Origin of the sequence: Collinsella sp. CLA-AA-H302 (assembly GCF_040093305.1) — a bacterium.
Lineage (GTDB): Bacteria > Actinomycetota > Coriobacteriia > Coriobacteriales > Coriobacteriaceae > Collinsella.
Map to the genome: position 1 here is coordinate 167323 of NZ_JBBNJW010000001.1, position 21421 is coordinate 188743.

At 61.0% G+C, this 21421-nt stretch carries 10 protein-coding genes and 1 tRNA gene; all 11 read right to left on the reverse strand.

Translation table 11 applies throughout. The features are described 5' to 3' along the window. Window positions 1-167 precede the first annotated feature (167 nt). The 11 genes from AAAV21_RS00720 to AAAV21_RS00770 all read right to left on the reverse strand — a co-directional run bounded on the left by AAAV21_RS00720 (window position 168) and on the right by AAAV21_RS00770 (window position 21419). On the reverse strand, window positions 168-6620 hold the full coding sequence (locus AAAV21_RS00720) for an Ig-like domain-containing protein (protein ID WP_349106704.1): 6453 nt from the start codon (window positions 6618-6620) through the stop codon (window positions 168-170). 399 nt (window positions 6621-7019) lie between these two features. Beyond that, a complete protein-coding gene (locus AAAV21_RS00725; protein WP_349106706.1) occupies window positions 7020-8363 on the reverse strand; it encodes a Mur ligase family protein in 1344 nt (447 codons plus the stop codon). A gap of 246 nt (window positions 8364-8609) precedes the next feature. Further along, window positions 8610-11306 carry a valine--tRNA ligase gene (locus AAAV21_RS00730; RefSeq protein ID WP_349106709.1) on the reverse strand — a complete coding sequence of 899 codons (2697 nt, stop codon included), beginning with the start codon at window positions 11304-11306 and terminating at the stop codon, window positions 8610-8612. Between the two features lie 284 nt (window positions 11307-11590). Further along, a complete protein-coding gene (gene clpX / locus AAAV21_RS00735) occupies window positions 11591-12997 on the reverse strand; it encodes an ATP-dependent Clp protease ATP-binding subunit ClpX (RefSeq protein ID WP_349106711.1) in 1407 nt (468 codons plus the stop codon). Window position 12998: 1 nt separating this feature from the next. Continuing rightward, the gene (locus tag AAAV21_RS00740; RefSeq protein WP_022095182.1) at window positions 12999-13619 is read right to left on the reverse strand and encodes an ATP-dependent Clp protease proteolytic subunit; all 621 of its coding nucleotides are present in this window, start codon (window positions 13617-13619) and stop codon (window positions 12999-13001) included. Between the two features lie 161 nt (window positions 13620-13780). Continuing rightward, a complete protein-coding gene (gene tig, locus AAAV21_RS00745) occupies window positions 13781-15082 on the reverse strand; it encodes a trigger factor (protein WP_233502799.1) in 1302 nt (433 codons plus the stop codon). Window positions 15083-15170: 88 nt separating this feature from the next. Beyond that, a tRNA-Leu gene (locus AAAV21_RS00750) sits at window positions 15171-15254 on the reverse strand. A gap of 140 nt (window positions 15255-15394) precedes the next feature. Then, the gene (locus AAAV21_RS00755; RefSeq protein ID WP_349106714.1) at window positions 15395-18226 is read right to left on the reverse strand and encodes a molybdopterin cofactor-binding domain-containing protein; all 2832 of its coding nucleotides are present in this window, start codon (window positions 18224-18226) and stop codon (window positions 15395-15397) included. Then, window positions 18226-19128, reverse strand: coding sequence for an FAD binding domain-containing protein (locus AAAV21_RS00760; RefSeq protein ID WP_349106717.1), 903 nt, complete (start codon window positions 19126-19128; stop codon window positions 18226-18228). Before AAAV21_RS00760 ends, AAAV21_RS00755 begins: the two co-directional genes overlap by 1 nt. Before the next feature lie 282 nt (window positions 19129-19410). Further along, window positions 19411-20766, reverse strand: coding sequence for an NADP-specific glutamate dehydrogenase (gene gdhA / locus AAAV21_RS00765; protein ID WP_349106720.1), 1356 nt, complete (start codon window positions 20764-20766; stop codon window positions 19411-19413). 257 nt (window positions 20767-21023) lie between these two features. Then, window positions 21024-21419, reverse strand: coding sequence for a DUF3343 domain-containing protein (locus tag AAAV21_RS00770; protein ID WP_349106722.1), 396 nt, complete (start codon window positions 21417-21419; stop codon window positions 21024-21026). Window positions 21420-21421 lie beyond the last annotated feature (2 nt).

A 21421-nucleotide genomic window follows, 5' to 3' on the forward strand; every position in this document is an offset into this window, starting at 1 on the left:
CATAAAATAGTCCCTATTTCACCGCAACTGCCAAGGGGACCAGGGTAGTCAAAAAGTCTCGACCAAAATTAGCTGCCCTACAGTCAAACGAAAGGCCTCCCGATTCCCCGACGAGAACCGGGAGGCCTTCTTATGCCCTAGAGCCCTAAAGCTCTAAGCTCGCAGCCTTACTCCGCGCGATGACGCAGTTTTTCAATCGCTGCGGCAATCAGCGCCAGCAGGCCAGTTCCGCCAAGCGCGGCGACGGTCACGGCAGTGTTGTCGCCCGTCTCGGCCAGGCTTCCCTTAGCGGCCTTCTTGCCATTCTTCTTGCCCGAAGGGTTCTTGACATCGGGCTTGGCACCGTTATCCTTGCCGCCCGTCGGCTCCTGTACAACAACAGGCTCAACAACCTCGACGGTCACCGAAGCAGTGAGCTGTTGAGACGCCGGCGTCTCCGCAGCGCCATCCTCGGCAAGCGTCGCAATCGCCGCGGCGTCACCGTCAACGGGCATCGTCGCGGTAATGACGACGGTTCCGTTCTTGAGGGCCTTGACCTTACCGTTCTCGACCGTGGCGATCGTCGGATCGGACGAGGTCCACGTCACGGCACCAAGAAGCAGCGCGCCATCGGCCGCATTGCTCGCTGCGGCAGCAAGGTCAATTTCCTTGCCGCGCTCGACCTTAAGCGTGGTCTCGGCAGTCGTGGCCTTGCCGTTTTGGTCAACGATAACGAGGCCCTTGGCCGCCGGGCGCGGCTTAACGCGCACCATGCAGCTGACCGTAAGCTCCGTACCGCGAACCTTACCGCCCACGGTCACATCATCGGCACCCCAATCCAGCGCGGGAACAATCTCCCAATCGACGTCGTAGTCTTCCTGGCTGCCGTCCTTCATCATCACGGAGACCTTCTTGGGCAGCGCCTTCAGCACATCGGCGGCAGAGCTTGCCTCAAACACCTCAACGGGAGCGAACGTCGCAGGCCTCACGGGAATCTCACTTGCCGGCGTCTCGACGACCAGTTTGCAGGTCGCCTTAAGCGTCGTGCCCTCGACGGAGCCTTCGATCGTGTGCTCACCAACAGCGGCAAGTTGCTTGTCCAGGCCATCCGTATTCCACGTGACCGCCGCCTCATCCGTGTGGCCATCGGAGTACGTCACGGCAATCTTCTTGGGCAGCTGCCCCGTCACGGTATCGGCCTTGGCATCGCGCTCCACCGTAATCTGCGGCACCTCAGCAACCTTGTTGATCGTCGTCGTGGAGGTAACAATGACCTCGACCGGCAGGTTACCGATCACCGTCACGCCCTTGGCGACGACGCTGTTGCCGTACGTGTCGGCCGCGGCAGGAACCTCGGTCCATGTGACCTCGGACTCCGCCGTCGTCTTGCCGTCCTTCATGAGCACGGTCGCCTTCACGCCCTTGAGCGCATCTCGCATGGCATCGGCCGACGAGCCCTCGGGAACGTTAACTCCCGCGAGAGGCTCAACAGAGGCCGGAATCTCGGCATTGCTCTTCACGACCGTGACCGTGCACTTGGCCTTAACCGAAGTGCCCTCTACCTTGCCCTCAAGCGCAACATCGCCCAGCTTGCCCAAGGCATCTGCCGTAAGCGGGGTCTTATCCCACGTAACGGCGGCAGTCTTCGTCGAGCCGTCGGACATGTTGAGGGTCACCTGGGCAGGCAGCACGATGTCAGCAGCAGCCGTGTTGCGGGCAACCGAAAGCTTGACGCCAGCGATGCTCTCGACGACCGGCACCAGATTGACCGTAGCCTTGACCTCAAAGCTGCCAACCGCGGTTTTACCCGTAATGACAACGCTCGCGCCGTCATTCTTAATGGTGAGGGCCTCCTTGGGAGCGGTCCAGTCGATCGGAGAGTCGACCTCGAAGCCGTCCTTCATGGCAACCTTCACGGTCTTGGACAGTGCGGCCACAACGGCATCGGGCTTCGCCCCGTCGTCGAGCGTCACAGCGTCAACCGTGCCGGCCAGGTGATCAGGAATCTCGCGCAATGGCTTGACGACCTTGATGGTGCACTCCGCCTTCTGATCCGTGCCGGTAACAGTGCCCTTAACCGTAACTTTACCTTCCTTGGCAAAGTCCTTGTCGGAGAGGCCCTTGGTATCCCACGTTACGTCGGCTTCGGAATCGGTACCATCAGAGTAAATCGCCGTGACCGTGGTGGGCAGCTTGGCCTTAGCCTCGTCCGCCTTGGTATCGCGCTCGACCTCAATCTCGTCAACGGTATCAAAGCCCACGATATGCGCCGTCACCTTGACCTGAACCTTTACGGTCATGCCGTTGTCCGTTAGACCCGTGACCTCAAACTCGTTGCCGGCGCGGCCCAGGCTATCGACCTGAGACCACTTAACGGGCGTCTCGTTCTTGGTCTTGCCGTCCTTCATGACAACCGTCACCTTGGACGGCAGCTTTTCCATAAGGTCGCTGACCTTGGCATTGTCCGCAATCTCAATTACATCGATCGGCTCGACGTGGTCGGGCGTCTGGGCATCCTGATCCACCACGGTCACATTGCAGGTCACCTTGGCGCCGTTGAGCTTAACCGTGCCCGTGATCTTCACAGAGCCGGTTCCGTTGAGCAGCTTGTCCGTGACGTTAGAAAGATCCCAAACGTCAATGTCGAGCAGATCGGTCGAGCCATCGGAATAGGTCGCCACAACTTGCTTGGGCATCTGCGCGTACAGATCCTGCTTGGACGTGCCCTTGACAACGCTAAACGACTTGGCCTCGAGCTTGGTGATGGTTCGCGGCGCCTCGGAGACGTTGACGTACACGATAGCGTTGACGTTGTCGACATCCCTGAGCTTACCGACGAGTTTGTACGTACCCTTCTTGGCGAGCGGCTTGGAGAGGTCGATGCCGTCGGTGTCGGTCCACTTTTCGATCTCGATGCCGCCCAAACTGCCCCGAGTATCCCGCGCTGAGCCATCCGAGAAATATACAGACACGGCATCGGGCAGCTCCAGCATCGATCCGACCGTAGTGTTGACCACGACGGCCTCGGGCTGCAGCGCAACCTTCTTCGCCTTCTTGTCGGCAACCGTCACCTTGGCGGTCACGTTGCCGTTCTCATCCACGCCGACCTTTTGGCCGTCATCGTCAAGCAGCGCCATAACAGCAGCGGCATCAAAGCCGACCACATGGCCGGTCGCATAGAATGTGCCGGGCTGCTCGTACTTCTCGGGCGCGATCGGATCCCAATCAATAGCCGCCGTCGAAACGGAGCCGTCGCGCATCTCGACCGCCATCTTGGACGGCATGGTCGGAGCGGTACCAGCCTTGGTGGTCACTGCGGTCTCGCCGTTATCGATAGCTTTCTCAACACCTTGGATAATGATCTTAGTCTGAACAGTAAGGCCGGTGTTGGTGCCGTCGGCGTATCCGTTAAGGCCGCTTGCAAACAGCGTGCCGGACACTGTCGTGACCTGACCCGGCTCTCCGGTATAAACCGAGGGGCGAATGCCATCCCACTGAACCTGGGCATTGTGCGTTTTACCGTCGCTCGTGGCAACCGTGACGTTCCATGGCAGCTCAGGAACGACGCCATTGGCCGTGGCAATGCGCTCAGGAACGGCAATAGAGGTGACAGAACAGACGTCGACAGTGATCGTCGCCTCGGCACCACCTTGGAGCTTGCCCTTCACCTTAAACGAACCGTCCTTGGCATAAGCGTCTTCGGCGACACGATCCCATGTGACCTTTTCGCGCTGGGGCTCAGAGGATACATTGTTGTCGTATCGGACCTCAAGGTATTCCGGCAGCACCGGTTTAGTGCCCGGAACAGTCCATATGGTTCCGCCCTGCACCGAGGTTGCCTTGTTCGCAATCTTAACGGTGGCAGTAATCGGAACGTCGACCGTCTGCATGCCATATCCCGTGCTATAGCTCATTGTTGCCGTGCCGCGGACCACGCCGCCCTGATTCCAATCAAAGCCCTTCGTGTTCCATTTTGCCTCGGCATATTTGTGCGAATACTCCGGATGGTCAGTAGCATCGGGACTGACGAGATCGAGATAGCTGGGAAGCACGCCGGTGCCGTCGCTGCCCTTGAGCACCGTAATGGTTTGCGGCTGAGCCTCCCAGTTTTTAGTCACGATGACGTGGACCTTCACAGGGATTTTCGTTCCGGCGACCGTTCCGCTAATCGTGCGGTCCTTCTGGGGGCACCTATCATAGGTGTCCCAGTTGACGCCAAGCTGGTCAAAGGCTGTTCCGTCCTGCAGTACGCCAGAAACGGTGAAATAATCCAGATTGACCTCTTCACCGGGATAGACAACACGCCAATCCTCGTACGACTGTCCAAGCGTCACACCGTTATCGCTGTAGTTGTTGACACCCTTGACCTCGCCGCACGCTGCTATCGCATGGATCTTTGCCAACGAGCCAGTGATAGTACCGGTAATTTCGTACTCGCCCGGCTTGCCGTCCAGCAGTTCTTGGGGGAACTCATCCCAACTATAAGGCTGCCCCGAGGAATACTGGGGATAGAACGAGCTGCCATCCGACAAATACAGCGTGGATGTGTAACGCGGAGCCAGAAGTCCGGCGCCGGGAACATAAGCGATCTTGCCGATGTTGCTGTCCTCGAGATCGCAGACGTTGACCGTCGCCGTAGCCGGAATGTTAGAGCCGGTAAAGTATCCGCTAACCGTAATCTGGCCAAGGTTCTTTAGGGCGTCCTGACTAATCGTCGACCACTGAACGGGGAAATTGCCTCGCGAGCCATTCCACATCGTGGCCTCGATTGAACCCGGCATATTGGGCTGGCAACCGATAAGCGTGCTTGTCGATGTCGAGGAAGGCATCTGCAGGGCGCGGACGGAGATGGTCGCCGTGGCTCGATTGCTGTCACCCAGCTCCACCTGAGTAGACGATGAAGATGAGGTATTGGTCCAATACGACAGCGAACCGGAAAGCTTAAACGACCCCTCACTTGCCACCTGCGTGTCCAAAATCGGGTCCCACGCAATGTTGCACTGCTTCTTTGTACCGTCGGTAAATGCAACCTCAACGCTGTAGGGAAGACCGCCGCCCGCTGTAGGACGTACGCCGACGGGCGTGTTAACGGGAGCTAAAGCATCGATAGAGGCAACTTCTTTGACCTCGACCTGACCAGTTACCTTTAGGCCATTAGCGGCTGAAGATTCGTTATATGTCACAAGCGTGCCCGTAACCGTATAGGTGCCTGCCTTTTGGAATTGAGACACGTCGGCGTTGTCCCAGGTAACCTGATAACCTTGGGTGTATGTAGTGTTATTTGACTGAGTAACGGGGAAATAGACATACGTGCTAAGAGGAGAAATGTCGCCGACCACGCGCTCGAACCTCAGAGAATTAAGATCGAGTACGTCCTTAGGAACTTTGACGGTAACGGTGCAGGTAACCTCACGGTAATCAAAACCGTTTAGTTTACCTTTAACCGTAAACGAGCCCACCTTAGAGTAAAGCGACGCGTCGAAAGAATCCCAAGTCACCGGAATCTGCTCGGTGGCTCCGTTATCGAAGGTTACCGCTGCAGAATACGGCAGAGACGGGGCCTCGCCGGTTAGGGTCGTACACGTCAACTCGGTCTGGACGCTCTTAACCGCGCGGACTGTGACCGTGCAGTGCGCAAGCATGGAAGGATAGTTCTTCAAATGTCCCTCGACAACAAAGGTTCCTTCCTTTTGGTACTGGTCTGCCGAGATTTCATTCCACTCAACCGGGCACGTATAAGATTGTCCATTTGAATAATCGACCGACATGCTAGACGGAACCGCGGGAGCAATACCTGCCGCGGTCCATATCCATGAGCCATTGCTGGTTGAGCGAGGAACGTATACCTTAAGCACGCCGCTCACTTCGTACGGCTCCGCGAGCGTGATCCAATTGCCATTCACGCTAACGCCGGTAATCTGACCGGTGATGGGAATTTCGGATTCATCGGTCGCCGCATTAAATGCCACCTGCGACTTATCGTCCCAATCAACATAGGCCGAGGTCTCGGTACCATCCGACAGCTTTACCTTAACGCTCGAAGATTGGATCTGGCCGTAGTAATCGGCGCCGACGTATTTTTCTAGAATTGGGTTAGCGTCGATCGACTCAACGGTAATGCCGCTTTCGTTGCTCGTCTCCGTGGCATCTGGAGCGTTTACTGCCGCCGGATCTGCCGCTGCCAGGTCCGCCGCAGTAGCCTCGATGACCACGCGCTGCTTGACTGTCTGCGTGGTGCCATCGACGGTGCCTTCGAACTCATACGAGCCGGCAGGCAGCTGCGCCAGGGTTGCCGGAGCGTCGGCGCAGTTCAATTTCCAGATAACGTTCTCTTGCTTGGTGGCACCACTCTCATAGGTCGCCGTCACGGTCTGAGGCAACGTGGCGTCGGAACCCTCGGCAACGTGCAGCTCGTTCAGGCTGGCAATAGAGACGATCTTATCTTCACTCTGGTCTTGCGAGGTTGCCTGGCCGGTGTCCGCAGACGCGGCAGCCGCACCCGTCGCATCACTTTGCTCGGCAACGACTTGGGTGGTATCACCCTGCATCATCTCGGCGAATGCCTGCGGCGGCACCGAGCCGACCGTCATCGTCAGAGCCAGACCCGCGGTAATGGCCGCGTTGACATGCCTTCTGTTCATGTTTCCTCCCGACACGCTCAACGGACCAAACAGCACTGGTCCGATTGGCAAGTTAAGTTGAGCGTATCCTTCGCCAATGGAGGTTTGCAATATGCCACAGGTTAAGCGGCATAAATGGTTTCGTAAACGGGAGAAATCAGGTGACGTATCTATGTGGCAACGGGATGGTCCCTTTGTCACATCCCGATTACGCAGCGCCACGAAAACGGGCTATCTACTACGTTTAACCCGCATGGGTCGACCATGCTGGTCTTTTTTGAAAACCAGCAAGCCGTCTACCTGCGGTTTTGATTTCACGATTTTCCGTGTGGTCGAGGGTAGTCGGTAAAACGTAGTAGATAGGCCCATTTCGTGGCGAGCAGGTCAACTCGGGGCACTGGGTAGCTAATTTAGGATGGGTTAGCGGAGCAGGCCGGCTACTTCGCCGGCTAGGGTGATGGTGCCGGCTGCTACGAAGGGCTCGCCTGCGGCATCGAAGGCAGCGAGGGCCTCGGACACGCTTGGGTATACGCCCGCGATCTTATCGGCATCAACGAGGGCAGCGAGCTCCTCCGCCGGCAGGGCGCGATCGGACTCGGTCTGGGTCACGACCACGCGGGGGAACGCCGGAACCAGAACGTCAACGATACCCGCCACGTCCTTATCGGCCAGCGCGGCGCACAGCAACGTGGGGCGGTTCTCCACGCACGGATCGATCTCGTCCAGCGCGCTCACAAAGTTCTCGCAGCTCTGAGGGTTATGGCAGGCGTCAATCAGCTTGAGCGGATCGGTTCCCAGCACATCAAAGCGACCCGGCGTGGGGCAGCCCATAAGCGACGCATCGAGCTTGTCATGATCGAGCTCGCGACCCAGATACCCCTCGCACAGCATAATCGCGCACGCGGCATTCTGCGGCTGATACGCCGGCTTGACCATGCTAGAAGTATAGATCGCACGCGGCGTGGTGCAGCTAAACTCAACCGTGTCGCCCACATGTGCCGGCACCTTGGTCGTGGCATGGTTCACCACCAGCGGCACTATGCCGCACTCGCGACAACGTGCATCCATCACGCGCTGAACGCTCGCCTCGTGCGTACCCTCGCCCAAAACAACCAGGCGTCCAGGCTTAATAACCGCAGCCTTCTCCCCCGCAATGGCCTCGAGCGTATCGCCCAAAATGCGTGTGTGATCGAGCCCGATGCCCGTAATGGCAACGGCAACGGGATCGGTCGCACTCGTGGCGTCCCAACGGCCGCCCATGCCAACCTCGAGCACGGCAACGTCCACCGCGGCCTCGGCAAACACGACCAGCGCGGCAGCCGTCAGCAGGTCAAACGGCGTGATGGTATAGGCACGCTCCCCCGCCGCCACACGGCGCGCATTCACGCGATGTCCCGCCTCAACAGCCGCCGAAACGCCACGGGCAAACGCCTCATCGCTCACAACGCGCCCATCGACCTCCATGCGCTCGGGATAGCGCACAAGCTGCGGCGACGTATACAGCGCGGTCTTGACCCCCTCACCGCGAAGAATGGCAGCCGAAAAACGCGTCGTCGAAGTCTTGCCATTGGTACCGGCAACCTGAATGCAATCGAAATATTCGTCGGGACGTCCCAGCTCATCGAGCATATCGACAACCGTCTCAAGCAGAGGACCAGCATCCCCAGAAATCCGCCCCGTATCAGCAGCAAGCCCCACAGCCTCACCAAACGAAAGCAAATCAAACTCAAAAGGAACGGTATACAAGCCGGAACGCTTAGGCATTTTTAGAACCGCCATTCATAGAAAAATAAAACAGTATAGGTTGAGGATAGTCAGCGAAAACGCCTCTGATGAGCCAAGGTGCCGTGAAACAAGGGCGCATAGGGCTTATGCCCATGCGCCCGAAGTTGAACGGCAGATTGGCCATCAGAGGCGTTTGCAGCGTCGAGTCAGCCGCCGTTCGTTAGAACGGCGGAATAGGTGTCCGCAGTAGCGAGCAATGCCCCAAACCGCGTCCCCCAGTAACGCTTACGAGAAGTCAGCAACCTGAGCAGTCAGCGCCGCCAGGATCTCCTTGAGCTCAGCTGCACGGTCCCTCTTCTTCTGGACCACCGCGGGCGCGGCCTTGGCCACAAAGCCCTCGTTGGCCAGCGTCTTCTCGCAGCCGGCGAGCTCCTTCTGGGCCGCGGCGATCTCCTTCTCCAGGCGCGCCTTCTCGGCCGAAAGGTCAACCTTGCCCTCGAGCACCACAAAGACCTCGACGCCGCTATCGACCACGGCAATGCTCGCGGCCGGCTTCTCAACATCGGTACCCATAACCAGCGAGGCAGTGTTTGCCAGAGGCTCGATGGTCGAACGCAGGCTCTCGAGCTTCTCGATGTCCTCGGCACCGGCGCGCACGACCACGTCGAGCTCGGCCTTGGGGCTCAAGCGATAACGCGAACGGGTAGCGCGGGCGGCAGACACGACGGTACGGCACAGCTCAAACGCGCGCTCGGCGTCCTCGTCGACGTACTTGGCGTAGTCGGCGGGCTCCGGCCACTTGGCGATCATGAGCGCCTCGGCGCGGTCAACGTTGCCCTCGGCGTCCAGGTCGAGCACGCTCGCCGGCATGTTGTCCCAAATCTCCTCGGTGACAAACGGCATAAGCGGGTGCATCAGGCGAATGGAGGTGTCGAGCACAAAGATCAGGTTGCGCTGCGCCTGCAGACGGCCCTCGCCCTTCAGACGGGCCTTGGTGACCTCGACGTACCAGTCGCAGACCTCGTTCCAGAAGAACTGCTGCACGCCGCGGGCCATGTCGCCAAAGGTGTAGTTCTCGATGCCCTCGGTGACCATCTTCACGGCCTTGGCCAGGCGGCTGAACATCCAGGCGTCGGCCGGCGTCTCCACGACGGGCTCGCCGGGCGTATAGCCCTCCATGTTCATAAGCAAAAAGCGGCTGGCGTTCCAGATCTTGGTCACAAACGACTTGGCCTGGTCGGTACGCGGGCTGTCGATGAGCTTCTTGGTCTTCTTGTCGATGTTTGCGTCGAACTTAACATCCTGGTTGTTGGTGCACAGCGTGAGCAGGTTGTAACGCATGGCGTCGGCGCCGTACATGCCAATGAGGTCCATGGGGTCAACGCCGTTGCCCTTGGACTTAGACATGCGGCTGCCGTCCTTGGCCAGGATCGTCGGGTAAATGACGACGTCCTTAAACGGAACCTCGTCCAGGAAGTACAGCGAGCTCATGACCATACGGGCGACCCACAGCGCGATGATGTCGCGCGCGGTAACCAGCGCCGTCGTGGGGTGATGTCCCTCGAGCAGCTCCGGCTTTTGCGGCCAGCCCTGCGTGGCGAAGGTCCACAGCTGCGAGCTAAACCAGGTGTCCAGCACGTTCTCGTCCTGATGGATGTGATGGCCGCCGCACTTGGGGCACACGTCGGTGTCCTCGGTAAGGGCGTCCTCCCAGCCGCAATCCTCGCAGTAGAACACGGGGATGCGGTGGCCCCACCACAGCTGGCGTGAGATGCACCAGTCCTTGAGGTTCTCCATCCAGGTGGTGTAGGTCTGCGTCCAGCGCGCGGGGTGGAAGGTGACCTTGCCGGAGTTGACGGCGTCGAGCGCCGGCCCTTTGAGCTTGTCGACGGCCACGAACCACTGCTCGGACAGCCACGGCTCCAGGGCGGAGTCGCAACGGTAGCAGTGCATGACGGAGTGGTCGAGCTCTTCAACGTGGTCGAGCAGGCCGTGCTCCTCAAACCACTTGATGACGGCCTCGCGGCACTCGTCACGGTTCATGCCGGTAAACTCGCCGTAGCCCTCGACGACCACCGCGTGCTCGTCGAAGATATTGATCTGCGGCAGGTCGTGGGCCTGACCCATGGCGTAGTCGTTGGGGTCGTGGGCCGGGGTGACCTTGACAAAGCCGGAGCCAAAGTTGGCGTCGACGTGCCAATCCTCAAAGATGGGGATCTCGCGGTCGACGATGGGGAGCTTGACGGTCTTGCCCACGAAGGCAGCCTTCTCGGGGTCCTTCGGGGAGACGGCAACGCCCGTGTCACCGAGCATGGTCTCGGGGCGCGTGGTGGCGACGACGATGTAATCCTGGCCGTTGACGGGCTCGGTCAGTGGGTAGCGCAGGTGCCACAGGTGGCCCTTCTCGTCCTTATACTCGGCCTCGTCATCCGAGATAGCGGTGGTGCAGTTGGGGCACCAGTTGACGATGCGCTTGCCGCGGTAGATCAGACCGTCGTGATACCAGTCGCAGAAGACCTTACGCACAGCCTGGGCGTAATCCTCGTCCATGGTGAAGCGCTCGTTGTCGAAGTCGACGGAGCAGCCCATGCGCTTGATCTGCTCGACGATGATGCCACCGTACTCGTGGGTCCAGTCCCAGCAGGCGTCGACAAACTTATCGCGACCAATCTCCAGGCGGCTGATGCCCTCACTCTTGAGTTTCTTGTCGACCTTAGTCTGCGTGGCGATACCGGCGTGATCGGTACCGAGCACCCAGCGCGTGGACTTGCCGCGCATGCGAGCCATACGGATGATGGCGTCCTGGATGGAGTCGTCGGTGGCGTGACCCATGTGGAGCTTGCCGGTCACGTTGGGAGGCGGAATGGTGACGGTGCAGTCGCCCACGCCCTCACGGCGCTTGTAGTAGCCGCCGTCAAGCCACTTCTGCAGGATCGCCGGCTCATTGGTCGACGGATCGTAGTTCTTGGGCATCTCTTCCATATATCTCTCCCTTGCCCGTCGGCGTGTCCGCCTGCTTGGTTTTCGCTCGGTCAAGTCCTGGCTCGCACGAAGAGCACATTTAGTGCTCTTCGGCTCGTGCGGAATCTACGAAAACCAAGCAGGCGGACACGCCTTAGGTATCGATTACTTCAGTCTGAATTGACTTCGCTTTGGCTTAAACAAACACACAGAATAACACAGGTAGTTGGGGTTATTGCGTATATATAAAATAGCCTCCGACGACAGATGGTCGGAGGCTATTTGCAAGCACGTTTTTGGCAGGTTTACCCGTAGATGCGTTGGGGCTGTTCTTCGCCCTTAACCGCCGCTTCGGTTACGACGACCTTGGTAACGCCTTCCTCGCTGGGGAGGTCGAACATCGTCTGCTGCAGCACGTCCTCGCAGATGGAGCGCAGGCCGCGGGCGCCGGTCTTGCGGGCGAGCGCCATGCGGGCGATCTCGTGCAGGGCCGCGTCCTCAAACTCAAGCTCAACGTCCTCGAGCTGGAACATCTTGCGGTACTGACGCACCACGGCGTTCTTGGGCTCGGTCAGAATCGACACCAGGTCGTCCTCGTCGAGCGCCTGCGTCTGGGTGACAACGGGCGTACGGCCCACGAACTCGGGGATCATGCCAAAGGCGTTGAGGTCCTGCGGGAGCACCTGACGCAGCAGGTCGTTCTCGTCGACCGAGGTGGGGCCGGCGATCTCGGAGTTAAAGCCCACGCCCTTGTTGCCCACGCGGTCGGCGATGATCTTGTCCAGACCCACAAAGGCACCGCCGCAGATAAACAGGATGTTAGTCGTATCGATCTGCAGCAGCTCCTGCTGGGGATGCTTGCGGCCACCGGTAGGCGGAACGCTGGCCACCGTGCCCTCAAGAATCTTAAGCAGCGCCTGCTGCACACCCTCGCCCGAGACATCGCGGGTAATGGAGAGGTTCTCGGCCTTGCGGGCAATCTTGTCAATCTCGTCCACGTAGATAATGCCCACCTGAGCGCGCTCAATGTCGCCATCGGCAGCATTGATGAGCTTGAGCAGGATGTTCTCCACGTCCTCGCCCACGTAACCAGCCTCGGTGAGCGCGGTGGCATCGGCGATGGCAAACGGCACCTCGAGGATGCGCGCGAGCGTCTGGGCCAGCAGCGTCTTGCCGGTACCGGTGGGACCGAGCAGCAGGATGTTGGACTTGGCGAGCTCTACCTCGTCCATATCGTCGTCGAACTTCGAGTCCAAACCGTCGTCAAAGGCCGAAAGCGCAGCGCCGCCCTCGATCACGCGACGGTAGTGGTTGTACACGGCAACCGACATGGCGCGCTTGGCGTCTTCCTGGCCCATGACATAAGCCGAAAGCTCGTCATAGATCTCGTGCGGCGTCGGCACGTGCGTAATGACCTGGCGGTCGTCCTCGAGCTCAAAGCCCTCGGCCTCGGGGTCCACGGCGGGCTGACCGGCAGCCTGGCCGTGGTCGTTGAGGAAGCCCGGCAGCTTGCCGTTGCGGGCAGCGTCCATAAAGTCCGAAGCCAGCGACTCCTCAAGAATCTCGGAGCAGGCGGCGACGCACTCGTCACAGATAAAGATGTTGGTCGGACCCTTTACGAGGCGACGGACCTGCCCCTGCTCTTTTCCGCAGAAGGAGCAGCGGATGGGGTTGCCATTCTCGTCAAAGTTGTCCTGCATGTTTCCTGCCATCCTAGGCGTCCTTCGCGGCGAGATCGCGCGAGGTGACGATACGGTCGATCAGGCCGTAGTCGAGGGCCTCGGCAGCGGTCAGGTAGTTGTCGCGCTCGGTATCGGCCTGGACCTTCTCGATGGGCTGGCCCGAGGCATCGGACAGGATCTGGTTGAGCTCGCGGCGGGTCTTCTTGATCTCCTCGGCCACGATCTCGATCTCGGTCTGCTGACCTTGAGCACCGCCGCTGGGCTGGTGAATCATGACCTTGGAGTGCGGCAGGCAGAAGCGCTTGCCCTTGGCGCCAGCCGAAAGCAGCACGGCAGCCATAGACGCGGCCATACCAACACAAATGGTGGAGACCTGCGGCTTGATAAAGTTCATGGTGTCAAGAATCGCCAGGCCAGAGTAAACCTCGCCACCGGGCGAATTGATGTAGAGCGAGATATCTTTCTCGGCATCCTGGCTCTCAAGATGCAGCAGCTGGGCAACGACCAGATTGGCGCTGACGGAGTTGATCTCCTCGCCCAAGAAGATGATGCGGTCGTTGAGCAGGCGCGAATAGATATCGTAGCTGCGCTCGCCGCGCGGCGTCTGCTCGATAACGTATGGCACGAGGGCGGAATCGAACTTAGCGATCATACGCATCTCCATTTCTCTTACGGACCAAATTGGTTCTAGATAAACGTACGGTGCCCGCATGCTATGCATTGGCTGGCACCGTACGAAGCAACCGGATAACCGGCTTATAACTTTACCCCATCACGGGCGCATGCATGCGCTCGTGGGCAAGGTGGCGAGAATTACTCGGCGTCCTTGGCGGTCTCGTCGACCTCGGTCACCTTGGCGTTCTCGACCAGGTGGTCGACGGCCTTGGAGCGACGGATGGACTCGCGGACGGCAGGCATGCGGCCATCGGCGATGAACTCAGCCTTGGAAGCCTCGACGTCCTTGACGCCGGCCTTCTCGAACTCGGCGTTGATGTCGTCCTCGGTGACCTCAATCTTGAGCTCGCGGGCGAGGGCGTCCAGAGCCAGGGACTCACGGGCAACGTCGTTGGCCTGCTTGTGCAGGTCGCCGATGAACTGCTCCATGGTCAGGCCGGAAGCGGGCAGCCAGGTGTCCAGCGTCATGCCGCGGGCAGCGAGGTTGGACAGGAAGTTCTGGCCAAGCTCCTCAAAGACGGACTGCTCGTAGTCGGCATCCATCTCGTCGAGCTGCAGGCGCTCAGCGAGAGCGGAGACGCAACGGTTCTCCTTCTCGGCCGGGAGGCGGGAAGCCTTGTCCTGCTCGATCTCAATCTTGATGGCGTCGCGCATAGCGTCGATGCTGTCGAAGCCGAAGTCGGACTTGACGAGCTCGTCGGTGAGCTCGGGGGTGTTGCGGACCTTGATGCCCTTGACGGTGACCTCGACGGTGTGGGTCTCGGCCTCCTCGCCCTCCTCGGCCTCGTCGGTCCAGGTGACGGACTTGACGTCGTCAACGTTGGCGCCGATCAGAGCCTCGTTGAACTCGGCGGGGTTGCTGTCGCTACCGGCGATGAGCATACGGCCCTCGGCGGCGAAGTTATCGGCGTTCTCGACGGCCTTGAGGTCGACGGTGACGTAGTCCTCGGCCTCGACGGCGCGACCCTCGACGTCCTCGAAGGTGGCACGGTAGTTGAGAAGCATCTCGACCTGGTTGTTGATCTCGGACTCGGTGACCTCCGCAGGGGGCATCTCGATCTCGACAGCGTCGAAGGAGGAGAGCTCAGCGGCGGGACGCAGGGAGAACTCGACGGTGTAGGTGTAGTCCTCGTGATCCTTAGCGAGGTCGAGCTCCTTGTAGTCACCGTTCTTGGTGGGGACGATGTCCAGCTCGTTGAGGACGGCGGGCTCGTTGGCGGCGATCAGGTCGTTGGTGGCCTGAGCGAGGGTGGCCTCGGCGCCAAGTGCGGAGTCGATGACCGGACGGGGAGCCTTGCCGGCACGGAAGCCCGGGAAGCGGTACTTCTTGGCGGTGTCCTTGTAGGCCTTCTTGATCGCGGCGTCGACGTCGGCGGCCGGGATGGTGACCGTAGCGGTGAGCTTGGCGTCCTTGACGTCAGAAGCGGTGATGTTCAACACGTTCCTCCTCATACTGCCCAGCTTAACTGAGGTGCTGGTACCTTTATGCAACAAAGTGTCGCGACGGCCAGGGCCGACGCAGATGCGTTGGTGCGGGCGAAAGGACTCGAACCTTCACGGGAATCCCACCAGAACCTAAATCTGGCGCGTCTACCAATTCCGCCACGCCCGCATGAGCGCACAGACTAGGAATGATAGCAGATACGAACGGCAAGCGCACGCACACCTTTTACAGGCTCACGACCTCACCACGAGTGCAAAAGGCGGGGCGAGTTGCCCCGCCCCGCCCATTACGACTTGTTCGCTGCCCCGCTACTCCCCCAGCAGGGCCTTCTCGGGCGTGATCGGCAGCGAGCGCACCTGGTGGCCGGTGGCGTGTGCGACGGCCGAGGCAACGGCGGCGAGCGGCGTGTTGATGACGACCTCGCCGATCGACTTGGCGCCAAACGGGCCCGTCGGCTCGTAGCTCGGCTCAAAGGCCACGCGAATGCTGCCGATATCCAGGCGCGTGGGCAGCTTGTAGCTCATAAAGTTGCCGGTGCGCAGGCGGCCGCGATCATCATGCTCGACAATCTCGTAGAGCGCGTGGCCGATACCCTGGGCAATGCCGCCCTCGGCCTGGACGCGTGCGAGCGCCTCGTTGATCACGGTGCCGCAGTCCACAGCCGCCACGTAGTCCACAACAGTCACCTTACCGGTGGCCTTGTCGACCTCGACCTCGGCAATGCCGGCCATAAACGGCGGAGGCGAAACGGGCAGGCAGGCAGAGGCATGCGAGGTGAGCGCGTCGCCGCCCGCGATGTTCTTGACGCACAGGTTGGCAAAGTCGCGCAGCGTGAGGTAGCGGTTCTGCTCGCGCGCGGCGCGCTCGTCGGACAGTCGCACGTACTGGCCATCAAAGACCACGTCGGCGGCGTCCACATCCCACATCTGGGCTGCCTTGGCGCAAATCTTCTCGCGCAGCTCGGTCGCGGCGTTCTTGGCGGCCAGGCCCGTCACGTACGTACCCGAGCTCGCGTACGAGCCGGCGTCGAACGGCGACACATCGGTGTCCACGCCGCGCACCACGATGAGCGAGCTCTCCACACCCAGCTCCTCGGCGGCAATCTGCGCCAGGATCGTGTCGACGCCCATGCCGTTATCGGTGGCGCCGGTGCCGATGGTAATGAAGCCGTCCTCTTCCAGGCGCATGTCGATGCCGGCGATATCCACGTTGGAGATGCCCGAGCCCTGCATGGTGAGCGCGCAACCCAGGGCTCGCACGCGGTCGCCCAGGTCCACGGCCAGCGGCTTGTCGCGCCAACCGATCATGTCCATCGCGCGCAGCAGGCAGCGGTCGAGCGCGCAGGCGTTGAGCTTCTCGTTGTAGTACTGCGGCATGACTTCGCCCTCGCGCACAATGTTTTTAAGGCGCAGGTCGGCGGGATCCATGTGCAGCATGTCGGCGAGCTCGTTGACGGCGCTCTCCACGGCAAACTGGCCCTGGGTGGCACCGTAGCCGCGATACGCGCCGCCGCGGTTGGTATTGGTGTAGACGGCGTCCCAGCTAAAGCGGCTCGCCTTCACATGGTTATAGATGGGCAAGCTCTTGTGGCCCGACAGGCCGATCGTCGTGGTGGCGTGCTCGCCGTACGCGCCGGCGTTGGACAGCGTGTGCAGATCGATGGCCGTGATGGTGCCGTCGTTCATGGCGCCCAGCTTAACGGTCATCTGCATCTGGTGACGCGAGTTGCCCGCAGTGATGGTCTCCTCGCGGGTGTAACAGCAATAGCTCGGACGGCCAGTCTGCTGGGTCACGAACGCTACGAAGATCTCGCAGCAACCCGTCTGCTTGGAGCCAAAGCCGCCGCCGATGCGCGGCTTAATGACCTGCACCTGCGACTGCGGAATGTCGAGCGACTGCGCGACCATGCGGCGCACGTGGAAGGGCACCTGCGTAGAGGTGGTCACCGAGATACGTCCAAACGCGTCGGTCGTCGCGAAGGCGCGGAAGGTTTCCATGGGCGCGGTCTGCGTGGCCTGGCTGGTGTAGGTGCGCTCAAAGACGATGTCGCTCTGGGCGAAGGCCTCATCCAAGTCGCCAAAATCGCTGGTACCGCTGCACACCAGGTTGCGAGCAACGTCGCCGCCCTGTGGGAACATAAAGGTCACGTCGCCCTCGGGGTGGACCACGATGTCGTTATCGAGCGCCTGGGTAAAGTCGAGCAGGGGCTCGAGCACCTCATAGTCGACCTTGATGAGCTTGAGCGCCTTATCGGCGGCCTCCTCGGTCTCGGCGGCGACGATCGCCACCTCCTCGTTTTGGTAACGGACGAGGTTCTCGAGAATCAGGCGGTCGTAGGGACTCGGCTGCGGATAGCTCTGGCCGGCGATGGTAAAACGGCGCTTGGGCACGTCCTCGTACGTGTAGACGCCCACGACGCCGGGCACCTTCAGGGCGCGCGACGTATCGATGGAGCGGATCTTGGCGCGGGCATAGGGGCTGCGCTTGAGTTTGACAATGAGCGCGCCGGCGGGCACCAGGTCGCCCGTGTAGACGGGACGGCCCTCGAGCAGGGCCTTCGAGTCCTTCTTGGGCTGCTTGTGAGTGATCTGCTTGTAAGAGACACCGTCGCAGCTGGTGTCGTTGACCGGCAGCTCGGGCAACTCAAAGCCAACCTGTACGCCGGACTCGTTGAGGAAGCGCACGATGGCGCGCAGCTGGCTCTCGTAGCCGCTGCAACGGCAGAGATTGCCGGCGAGCTGGCGCGAGAGCTCCTCGCGCGTGGCGACGAGGCTCGGGTCCTCCTTGGCGGCGCGGGCAAGCGCCAGCACGTTCATGATGAGGCCGGGGGCACAAAAACCGCACTGCTCGGCGCCTTCGGCAGCCATCGCACGGGCGAGCGCCTCAGACTCGGCCTTGAGGCCCTCGAGCGTGGTGATGGAGCGGCCCTCGACGCGCGCGGCGGGAACCGAGCAGCTCAGCACCGGGTCGCCATCGAGCCACACCGTGCACAGGCCGCAGTTGGTGGTTTCGCAGGCACAGCGCACCGATGCGCAACCCTGCTCGCGCAGCAGCGCAAAGAGCATGGTATCGGGGGCAATCTGAACCTTGACCTTGCGGCCATTGAGCGTAAAGGAAAGATCGATGAGTTTGGCAGCCATTAGCGCACCTCGCTAGAATCGACGCCGGGCACGCGGCGGCAGGAATACTCGTCCGTGGCAAACTTGGGGATCTGCACGGTCTCGAGCTCGCGGGCAAGCGCGGCCGAAAGCTCGATGCCGGCGGCGCGGCGCACGGCCTGAATCGCAAGCGGCGCCGAGATGCGGCGGCGGTAGTCGGCCGAGCCCCACATATTGGTGCCATAGCTCAGCGCGCGTACGGACGCGGCCAGGGCGCGAAGCTCGTCCTCGGAAGGCTGCTCGCCGGTAAGGCCACATGCCTCGCCCTGCAGCAGGGTCGCGCGCAGCGGGCGAGCACCCACGGTGACATGCCAGCTGTTGTCCCACCAGGCGGCGGTGACGTTTAAGGAGGGGAAGTCGGTCGCGGCCTTGCGCACGGCCTCATAGCTTGCGCGGTAATCGTGCTTAACGACCACCACGTGCTCGATCACGTCGCGCACATAGCCCATGTCCACGAACTCGGCGAGCGGCACACGGCCGGCCCCCGTCAGCTCGACATAGCAATCGAGGGCCAAAAATGCCGAGAGCACGTCCGAGAAACCAAAGCGACCGTAAATGCTGCCGCCCACCGTGGCGGTGTTACGCAGCTGCACGCCCACGATATCGTGGACGGCGAACTCAAAGACATGGTTGACAAGCGCGTTGAGCTCGGCATGGCGCTCGAGCTGGCGCAGGGTGCACATGGTGCCGATGCGAAACTCGGTCTCGGTCTCCTCGATCTGATCGAGTCCACAGGCCGAAAGGTCAATCGCCGTCGCCAGGCGACGCGAACCCAGGCGCATCCAGATGCCGCCGCCCACAATCTTATTGTTGCGGTTCTTCTGTAAGAGCTCATAGGCTTCGGCCGCGCTTCCAACACGGACGTAGGTACCGAACTTGAGCACGTTCTCCCCCATCTCTCCACTTGTCCAGTACTTTTAAGTGTACCAAACGAGGGGCCGCGACCTTCCACAGCACAAAAACCTCCCTCCCATCCATAACTTGCGGTGAAATACGGACTATTTGTCGGGCTTAGGGCGCCCAACAGTCCGTATTTCACCGCAACTTAAGGGGCGGTCGGCAGAGGGCCGAGGGAAATGATCCATTTTCCTCCGTCGCATGCGGATCAAAAAAGGCTCCCAGCCGGATAGCTGGGAGCCTTATCACATGCTATGTCGAGCGAAGATTTAGCAGACGCCCTGGGCGAGCATGGCGTCGGCGACCTTCAGGAAGCCGGCGATGTTGGCGCCCATAACGAAGTTGCCCTCCTGGCCATACTCCTTGGCGGTGTCGTCCACGTTGTGGAACATGCCGCGCATGAGCTGCTCGAGCTTGCCGTCGACCTCCTCGAAGGTCCAGGACAGGTGCTCGGCGTTCTGGCTCATCTCCAGGCCGGACACGAGCACGCCGCCGGCGTTGGCAGCCTTACCGGGCATAAAGGCGACGCCGTTCTCCTGGAAGCAGGTCGTGGCCTCGATGGTCGTGGGCATGTTCGCGCCCTCGCCGACCACCTTGCAGCCGTTGGCGACGAGCGCCTGGGCGTCCTCGAGCAGCAGCGTGTTCTCGCGAGCGCAGGGCAGCGCGATGTCGCAGGGCAGCTGCCAAACGCCACGGCCGTCGCCCTCGTGCCACACGGCGTTGGGCTTCTCGTCAACGTACATAGCGAGCGTAACGCCCTTGTCGTGGCCGGAGCGCTTCTTGTTGTAGACGTGCTCGAGCACGGTGTAGTCGATGCCGTCGGGATCCTCGACCCAGCCGTGAGTATCGGAGCAGGCCAGCACCTTGCCGCCGAGCTGGGAGACCTTCTGGACGGCGTAGATGGCGACGTTACCGGAGCCGTGAACGACGACGTTCTTGCCCTCGAAGGAGTCGCCGCGGCTCTTGAGGTACTCGTCCACAAAGTAGGCCAGGCCGTAGCCGGTGGCCTCGGTACGGGCAAGCGAGCCGCCAAAGGAGAGGCCCTTGCCGGTAAGGACGCCGGTCCACTCGTTGGTCAGGCGCTTGTACTGACCGAACAGGTAGGCAACCTCGCGGCCGCCAACGCCCAGGTCGCCGGCGGGAACGTCGGTGTTGGGGCCGATGTGGCGATAGAGCTCGGTCATGAAGGACTGGCAGAAGTGCATGATCTCGTTGTTGGACTTGCCCTTGGGGTCAAAGTCGGAGCCGCCCTTGCCGCCGCCCATGGGAAGGGTGGTCAGGCTGTTCTTGAGGATCTGCTCCAGACCCAGGAACTTGAGCATACCCAGGGTGACCGTCGGGTTAAAGCGCAGGCCGCCCTTGTAGGGTCCAATGGCAGAGTTGAACTCGACACGGTAACCGCGGTTGACCTGAACCTTGCCCTGGTCGTCGACCCAGGGAACACGGAACATGACGATGCGCTCGGGCTCGACGAGGCGCTCCAGCAGGGCGGCCTCCTCGTACTCGGGGTGGGCGTCGAGCGCCGGCTGGATGGTGCCGAGGATCTCGGTCGCGGCCTGGATGAACTCAGGCTGCTCGGGATAGCGGGCCTTGAGCTCTTCGAGAACTTTCTGCGTGTAGCTCATGCTTCCTCCAATGATGGGAAACGAAAAATGTTGGTCGCGGCACCCTATGCGCCGCGAACTTTATCGAGTATGGATAATATCGCACTGTTGCAGCAAAGTTTCGCATAAGCCGACGAGCAGATGTTTCGTTTTGATTACGATGCAGGTAGAAGCGTTTTTGAACACCCGACGTACAAATCGCGTGTTTCGAAGCTGTTTCGTCCACGTGTTCCAAACCACCACATTGGGGACAGGCACCTTTGTGGTGGTTTTGGTGGTTAGAGGACGAGCTGATGGTAGTCGGCGGGGGTTATGCAGCCCTCGGTGGCGGCGCGGAAGGCGGCGAGGGCATCGCCCGAGAACGGCATGGCCCAGCACAGTCCGCAGCCGGCGGTGATGGAGCCGGGCAGCGGCATGATGCGCCCGGGCACACCGGCGGCAAGACACAGCTGCTCGCATTCCATCACATCGAAGGTGCTGTCGAACGACACGATAATCTTGCGTTCGTGGTCGAGGGCATCACCGGACGGGCCTTCGCGGTGCGCCTCACGATACGCCGCGGCGGCCGCTTCCTCTTCCGCAGTATGTCCACAGCCGCCGCAGCCGCAGGTACAGGGCTCGGAACCATCGCAAGTGCAAGGCTCTCCCGTGTCGGGGCAAATATCGTGAGACATGG